Here is a 6,518-nt window from a genome sequence, read left to right as displayed (position 1 = left end):
GGTGGGATGTGGCCCGTTGTCCTTTGGTCAGCCCCTCGTGCTTGTTCCTCCCAACCCCCGGGCGCCCGTGCCACCACAACCCGGCCACGCAGCCCCCGAGATCGGGGCGCAAGGCCAGGCGCCAGGCGTGAAGGCGCAGTTCCGGGAAGGCGGGTTCGCTCAGGGGCATGCTCGGGCCGCAGAAAGGCGGGAGCGCCATCCTAAGCGCGTACCTCGCTGTAACCGCGACACGGCGTTCAGCGCGTCAGGGTGCCGGCCGTCACCGAATGGACGATGGTGGTGTCCTGGGTGCGCAGCGCCGACAGCGCCGCCTGGGCCCCGCGCATCATCAGGCCGAGGTCGCTGCCGACGCCCACGAAGTCGAAGCCCATCGCACGGTACTGGGCCACCAGGTCGGGCGTGGCCCCCATGGTGCCCACGGGTCGCCCCAGGGCCTTGCAGCGGTCGACCGCGCGGGCCAGGCAGGCCATCACCTCCGGGTGGGCCGGGTCGCCGAGGTGGCCCATGCTGGCCGAGAGGTCGGCCGGCCCCAGGAAGATCGCATCGACTCCGGGCACCTGGGCGATGGGTTCGAGCGCATCCAGGGCCTCGCGGGTTTCGAGCTGGACGATGACGCCCAGGGTCTGGTTCGCGTGGCGCAGGGCCTGAGGGGCGGTGCCGTAGCGGGTGGCACGGCTCAGGCCCATCACGCCACGCACGCCCTCGGGCGGGTAGCGGGTGGCCGCCACCGCGCGGCGGGCCTCGTCGGCATCTTGCACGAAGGGAAACATCACCGTGGTGGCGCCGGCGTCGAGCACGCGCTTGACCATCACCGGCTCGTTCCAGGGCACGCGCACCACGCTCACCATGCGGGTGTTGCCCACGGCCTGCAGCAGGTGGACCAGGTCGCCCAGGTCGGTGGTGGTGTGCTCGAGATCGAGCACGGCCCAGTCGAAGCCGGCGTGGCCGAGCGCCTCGGCCGCCAGGGCATTGGAGGAGACGACCCAGGTGCCCACCGGCGGATGGGCGCCCGCAGCCTTGAGCAGATGGCGGAAGGGGTTCATGCAGGCCTCCTGCGCGGCCGGCGCCTCAGTACCGGGTGATGCGGTCGTCCAGATCGACCTTCAGGTAATGGGCCCCGGGGATGGGGTTGTAATAGTAGGGCGGGATCTCCTCGAAGCCCAGTGTGGCGTACAGCCCCCGGGCGGCCTCCATGTCGTCCAGGGTGTCGAGCAGCATCACCGAGTAGCCGGCGCGACGGGCCTCGTCCATCAGGGCCTGGGCCAGGGCACGTCCCAGGCCGAAGCGCCGGAAGGCGCGTCGCACATAGAGCCGCTTCATCTCGCAGGCATTGGGATAGTCGGTCTCGGGTGCGGGCCGGAAGGCGCCGCAGCCGGCGGGTTCGCCATCGAGCAGGGCCAGCAGCAGTTTGCCCGCAGGCTCGGCATAGTCCCCGGGCAATGCCGCCAGCTCATCGTCGAAGCCCTGGAAGGCCAGGTCGATACCGAGGGAGTCGGCGTACTCACGGAAGAGGCCCCGGGTGGCCTCGAGCCACTCGGGGGTGTCCGGCGTGAGGAGCTGGATCTCGGGGGATGTCATCGTCGGCAGCGGCGGGGCACCCCGGCAGTCTACCCCCAGGGACGTGCCGCGCGCAGCGGCATGCTGGCCGCGAGTTGGGGCGGCCGGGCGCCAGGCTCAGGCCTTGACCGCATCGGGCGCCGAGCGGACGGTGGTGGGCGCCTTAGCCTGGTCGCGGGCCAGCTCCTCGCGTGTGGTGATGCGGCGGAACCAGACCGTGACCGCGCTGGAGGTGAGCACGATGAACAGCGAATACAGCACCGGGATCAGGAGTACCTGCTGCTGCAGTTCGTCGCGGAAGGTCAGCAGCACGATCAGCACGGCCAGCGGGCCATTCTGGACGCCGGTCTCCAGCGCAATGGTGCGGCTGCGACGCGCATCCTGGCGCAGCAGCCGCGACAGGCCGTAGCCCAGGGCCATGCCGATCAGGCCCAGGCCGATGGCCGCGAAGTAGACGTCGCCGGGCGTGGTGAAGAGCAGTTGGTGATTGCGCGGCACCCAGGTGACGATGAGGAAGAGGATCACGACGATGCCCAGCAGGCCACCGATGAGCTCGATGGTGGCGCCGACGTTGGGGTTCCACTTGCGCAGGGCGATGCCGATCAGCGTGGGCACGATCAGCACCACGAGCACCTGGGCGACGTTGCCGGCCGGCACGGTGTATTCAGAGGGCAGGCCCGCCAGGCTGGAGTAGATCTGCAGCAGCAGCGGCACCATCACGACGGCCACCAGCGTGGAGCAGATGGTCATCATGATGGACAGTGCCAGCACCCCCTTGCTGAAGTAGGCAAAGATGTTGGAGGTGGTGCCCCCGGGCATACAACCCATCAGGATGAGGCCGATGGCCAGCGCCGGCGGCAGCCCCAGGGCCAGGCTCATCGCATAGCCCAGGAAGGGCATGATGGCGTACTGGCACAGCAGGCCGATCAGGAGGCCCTGAGGCTTGCGGAAGGCGATGCGGAAATCCTTGAAGGTGAGCGAGGCGCCCATGCCGAGCATGATCACCATCATCATCAGGCCCAGCAGGCGGGTTTCGAGGTCGGTCAGCATGGAAGTCAGCTCGTCGGGCGGGTACGGTGGTATTCGTCGCGCAAGTCCTTGCGCAGGATCTTGCCGATGGGGGATTTGGGCAGTTCGGTGCGGAACTCCACGGCCTTGGGCCGCTTGTAGTCGGTGAGCAGGCGCTTGCAGTGCGCCCTCACCTGCTCCTCGGTCAGGCCCTCGGCCTGGGGCACGATGTAGGCGCGCACGGCCTCGCCGGTCCGGGCGTCGGGCACGCCGATCACGGCCACCTCGAGCACCTCGTCCATCTGTGCGATGGCGTCTTCCACCTCGTTAGGGTAGACGTTGAAGCCGCTGACCAGGATCATGTCCTTCTTGCGATCGACGATGCGGAAGTAGCCCTGCTCGTCCATCACCGCGATGTCGCCGGTGTGCAGCCAGCCGTCCTTGAGCACCTGGGCGGTCTCCTCAGGGCGCTGCCAGTAGCCCTGCATGACCTGCGGGCCGCGCACGAGCAGCTCGCCCGGTGCACCGGGTGGCACGTCGCGGCCCTGGTCATCGACCAGGCGCACGTCGGTGGCCGGCACCGGAATGCCGATGGAGTCTGGCTTTTGCTGGCCGGTGAGCGGGTTGAAAGCGACCACCGGCGAGGTCTCGGTCAGGCCATAGCCCTCGGCGATGACGGTGCCGGTGACACGGCGCCAGCGCTCGGCCACCGCATGTTGCAAGGCCGCTCCGCCGGCCACCCCTGCACGCAGATGCTTCGGCGGAAAGGCGGTGAACCATTCCTCGTTGAGCAAGGCGTTGTAGAGCGTGTTGACGCCGCTCATCCAGGTGATAGGGTAGTTGTCGAAGGCGCGCTGCAGGTTGCCGATGGGCCGGGGGTTGGGCGACAGCACGTTGCGGGCCCCGGCCGAAAAGAAGCACAGCAGGTTGAAGGTGAAGGCGAAGATGTGGTAAAGCGGCAGGGCCGTGAGCACGACCTCCTTGCCTTCATGGATGAGCGCTCGGCCCATGGCATAGGCCTGGTCGTGGTTGGCCAGCAGGTTGCCATGGGTGAGCATCGCGCCTTTGGCCACGCCGGTGGTGCCGCCGGTGTATTGCAGCGCCGCCAGGGTCTCGGGGCCCTGTTCGCGGGTGTAGTCGGCCACGCGCAGGCCCTTGGATTGCAGCGCGGCGCGTCCCTCGGCCAGGGCCTGGGGCAGCCGGATGTGGTCCACCGTGATCGGCGGCAGCGTGCGGTTCCACCACTTTTGCACCAGGCGGATCACGCCGCGCGGGACCGCCGCGAAGAACTGCGAGACCTCGGCGACGATGACGCGCCGGATCTTCGTCTGCGCGAGGATGGCGTCGAGCTTGTCGGCGAACATGTCCACGATGACCAGCGCCTCGGCTCCCGAGTCCTTGAACTGGTGGGCCATCTCCTTGGATGTGTACAGTGGGTTGGTGTTTACCAGCACGCAGCCAGCCTTGAACACACCGAAGGCCACCACCGGATAGGCCAGGCAGTTGGGGGTCTGCAGGGCCACGCGCGCGCCCGCAGCCAGCCCCAGCACCTCGCGCAGATAGACCGCGAACTGGTCGGACAGGGCCTCGACCTGGGCGTAGGTGAGCGAGGCATGCATGCCGTTGGGCATGCAGGTGGTGAAGGCCAGCTGGTCGCGGTAGCGCCGGCAGGCCGCGTCGATCAGGGACGCGAGGTGCCGATGCGCGGGGGGCGGCAGGGTGCGGGGGATGTGGTCACCATACTGGGCCAACCAGGGGCGAGCCGCGGTGGTCGAAACGGAATTCATGTCGTTGAAATTCATGCACAGGCGTCCAATTCCGCGAACCGTTCTCGCGGACGACGTAGTCTGGCGCGATTGACGCACCGAGCGCGCGCAGGTTTTCCCTAGACGCAGATCAAGCGCAGCGCGGGGTCGGGATCAGGGCTGCGTGCGGGTTCGCCAGGAAGGAGGGGCGCTTGCGTGGGGCGAAGGCAACAGCAGGCGCGACAGCATGGGCTGGCGGCGGACGAGTTCCCACAGCGCGATGCTGGTCCCCACGGCCACCACGAAGGCCAGCACCATGGACAGGGCCCCAGGCAAGTGCCAGCGCAGCAGCCAGCCCAGGACCTTGGACTGCACAGGGGAGTGGAACATCAGGATGAACAGGCTGCTGCGACCGGCGTGGGCGAGCAGCCGGCGCAGCGGCTCCCAGCGGGCCAGCCCCTGGCACAGCGCCAGCACGAGGTAGATCGCCGCCAGCGCCTGCACCGGGGTGATCAGCCCATGCCCGTAGCTGCGGAAGTTGAAATTGAGGGTCTGGTGGAAGCCGAACCACAAGGTAGTGAACACCCCGGCGGCCGCGCCGAGCCGCCAGGGTGTGAGCTTCAGCCGCCACACCCCTTGCCTGAGGTGGTGGCCGGTCAGGAAAAAGAAGCCCGACAGCAGCAGCACATCGGCACTGAAGGGCAGGCCGCAAGCCAGCAGATCCGCACTGAAGTGGACATGGTGCATGCAGGCGACATCGTCCACCGGGTTGTGGAAGCGGTGGATCACGGCCGCACCGGCCGCCGCCATCGCCACCAGGACGGCCACCCGCGTCCCGGCCGACCGCAGCCATGGGTCCAGCCACCGCAGGTAGGCGGCCGCCCCCACGCTGACCAGCCACAGATGGGGAAGGAACCACAGGGGCACCCACACGAGGGTGAAGCCGGTGGCATAGACCAAGGCCAGCAGCGTGGACTCGACCGTGATGTCCGGCCGCGCGGCATGGGTGAGTGCGTAAGCGATCACCACGACGGCATAAGGCTTGAGCAGGGCATCCGCCCGCCGCCAGGCCGTCTCGGCCACACCGCGGCCGGCGGGGAACGTCACGCCCGCCAGGAAAAAGAACAGCGGCAGGCGGAAGGTGCCGATGAGTTCGTCCAGCCATGGCAGATGGTCGCCAAACCAGGGGTTGTGGCCCAGCACCACCAGCAAGATGCCCAGGCCCTTGCCCACATCGATCAGAGCCGAGCGCGGTCGCGTCGCGCCCGCGATCCGATGCGGTCCGTCGGCCGTCTGCCTTGCGTTGTCCACTGCCCCTCCGAGCGCCGGCGCGGTGCGCCTCTGTCCGTGAACGGCTCAACGCCCATGCCGGCCGCCGGTTGACCCTCGATCAGGGGGTTGCGCGCTCAGCCTGCGGCTGGCTCGGCCAAGCCGAGCACGACCCTGCGGGTCTTGGCGCTCTTCTTCTCGATCTTGGTGACGACGACCGCGCCGATCTCGGCGGTGCGCGCCACATGGGTGCCACCGCAGGGCTGGAGGTCCACGCCATCGATTCTCAGCACGCGCACCCGGCCGGTGCCTCGCGGGGGCTGCACGCTCATGCTGCGCACGAGCTGGGGGTTGGCATCGAGTTCCTCGTCGGTGATCCAGTGGTGGCTGACCGCATGGTCTTCGGCCACCAGGCGGGCCAGGCCGGCGTTGATCTCGTCCTTGTCCAGCGGCTCGGTCATGTGGAAGTCGAGCCGTGCGTAGTCGGCGGTGATGGAGCAGCCGTCCACCGGGTGCGGGATGAGGGCACACAGCAGGTGGGTGGCTGTGTGCAAGCGCATGTGGCGGTGGCGGCGCTCCCAGTCGATGACGGCGCTCACCGCTTGCCCGGGCGCCAGCCGCGCCAGCACGGCCTCCTGGCCGGGCGCGGGCACATGCACGATCTCGCCGGGCTCAAGGCCCTTGCGGGTGTCGGCGATGCGCAGCACCAGGCCATCCCCCCATCGCAGTTCGCCGCGGTCGCCCGCCTGGCCGCCGCCCAGCGGGTAGAAGACGGTGCGGTCGAGCAGCACGCCCTGTTCGGTGAGAGCGCGCACGGTGGCGCTGCATTCGCGCAGATGGCTGTCTTCGCGGAAGAGGTCTTCGGTCATGCCCGTCTCCTCATGCATCCCCAGTCCAGGCCGACAGGGTCACCGGGCCGAGCGGGATGCTCGGCTCGGC

The 6,518-nt window shown here is 68.8% G+C and carries 6 protein-coding genes; all 6 read right to left on the bottom strand.

The annotated features are described in order from the left end of the window. Nucleotides 1-236 precede the first annotated feature (236 nt). On the bottom strand, nucleotides 237-1,043 hold the full coding sequence (locus tag ACK42S_RS14360) for an HpcH/HpaI aldolase family protein (protein WP_409708905.1): 807 nt from the start codon (nucleotides 1,041-1,043) through the stop codon (nucleotides 237-239). 25 nt (nucleotides 1,044-1,068) lie between these two features. Further along, entirely contained in the window at nucleotides 1,069-1,578 is a 510-nt protein-coding gene (locus ACK42S_RS14355) for a GNAT family N-acetyltransferase (protein WP_409708902.1), read from the bottom strand. A gap of 96 nt (nucleotides 1,579-1,674) precedes the next feature. After that, nucleotides 1,675-2,607, bottom strand: a complete 933-nt coding sequence (locus ACK42S_RS14350; protein ID WP_409708899.1) for a bile acid:sodium symporter — start codon at nucleotides 2,605-2,607, stop codon at nucleotides 1,675-1,677. A 5-nt stretch (nucleotides 2,608-2,612) separates the two neighbouring features. Further along, the gene (locus ACK42S_RS14345; RefSeq protein ID WP_409708896.1) at nucleotides 2,613-4,367 is read right to left on the bottom strand and encodes an AMP-binding protein; all 1,755 of its coding nucleotides are present in this window, start codon (nucleotides 4,365-4,367) and stop codon (nucleotides 2,613-2,615) included. Nucleotides 4,368-4,484: 117 nt separating this feature from the next. Beyond that, on the bottom strand, nucleotides 4,485-5,621 hold the full coding sequence (locus tag ACK42S_RS14340) for an acyltransferase family protein (protein ID WP_409708893.1): 1,137 nt from the start codon (nucleotides 5,619-5,621) through the stop codon (nucleotides 4,485-4,487). A gap of 95 nt (nucleotides 5,622-5,716) precedes the next feature. After that, nucleotides 5,717-6,448, bottom strand: a complete 732-nt coding sequence (locus ACK42S_RS14335) for an alanyl-tRNA editing protein (RefSeq protein ID WP_409708889.1) — start codon at nucleotides 6,446-6,448, stop codon at nucleotides 5,717-5,719. Nucleotides 6,449-6,518: the final 70 nt, after the last annotated feature.

This window comes from Caldimonas sp., from assembly GCF_046289365.1.
Lineage (GTDB): Bacteria > Pseudomonadota > Gammaproteobacteria > Burkholderiales > Burkholderiaceae_C > Caldimonas.
Note: the sequence above shows the minus strand (reverse complement) of the source record. Positions and strands in the feature narration are given on the sequence as shown.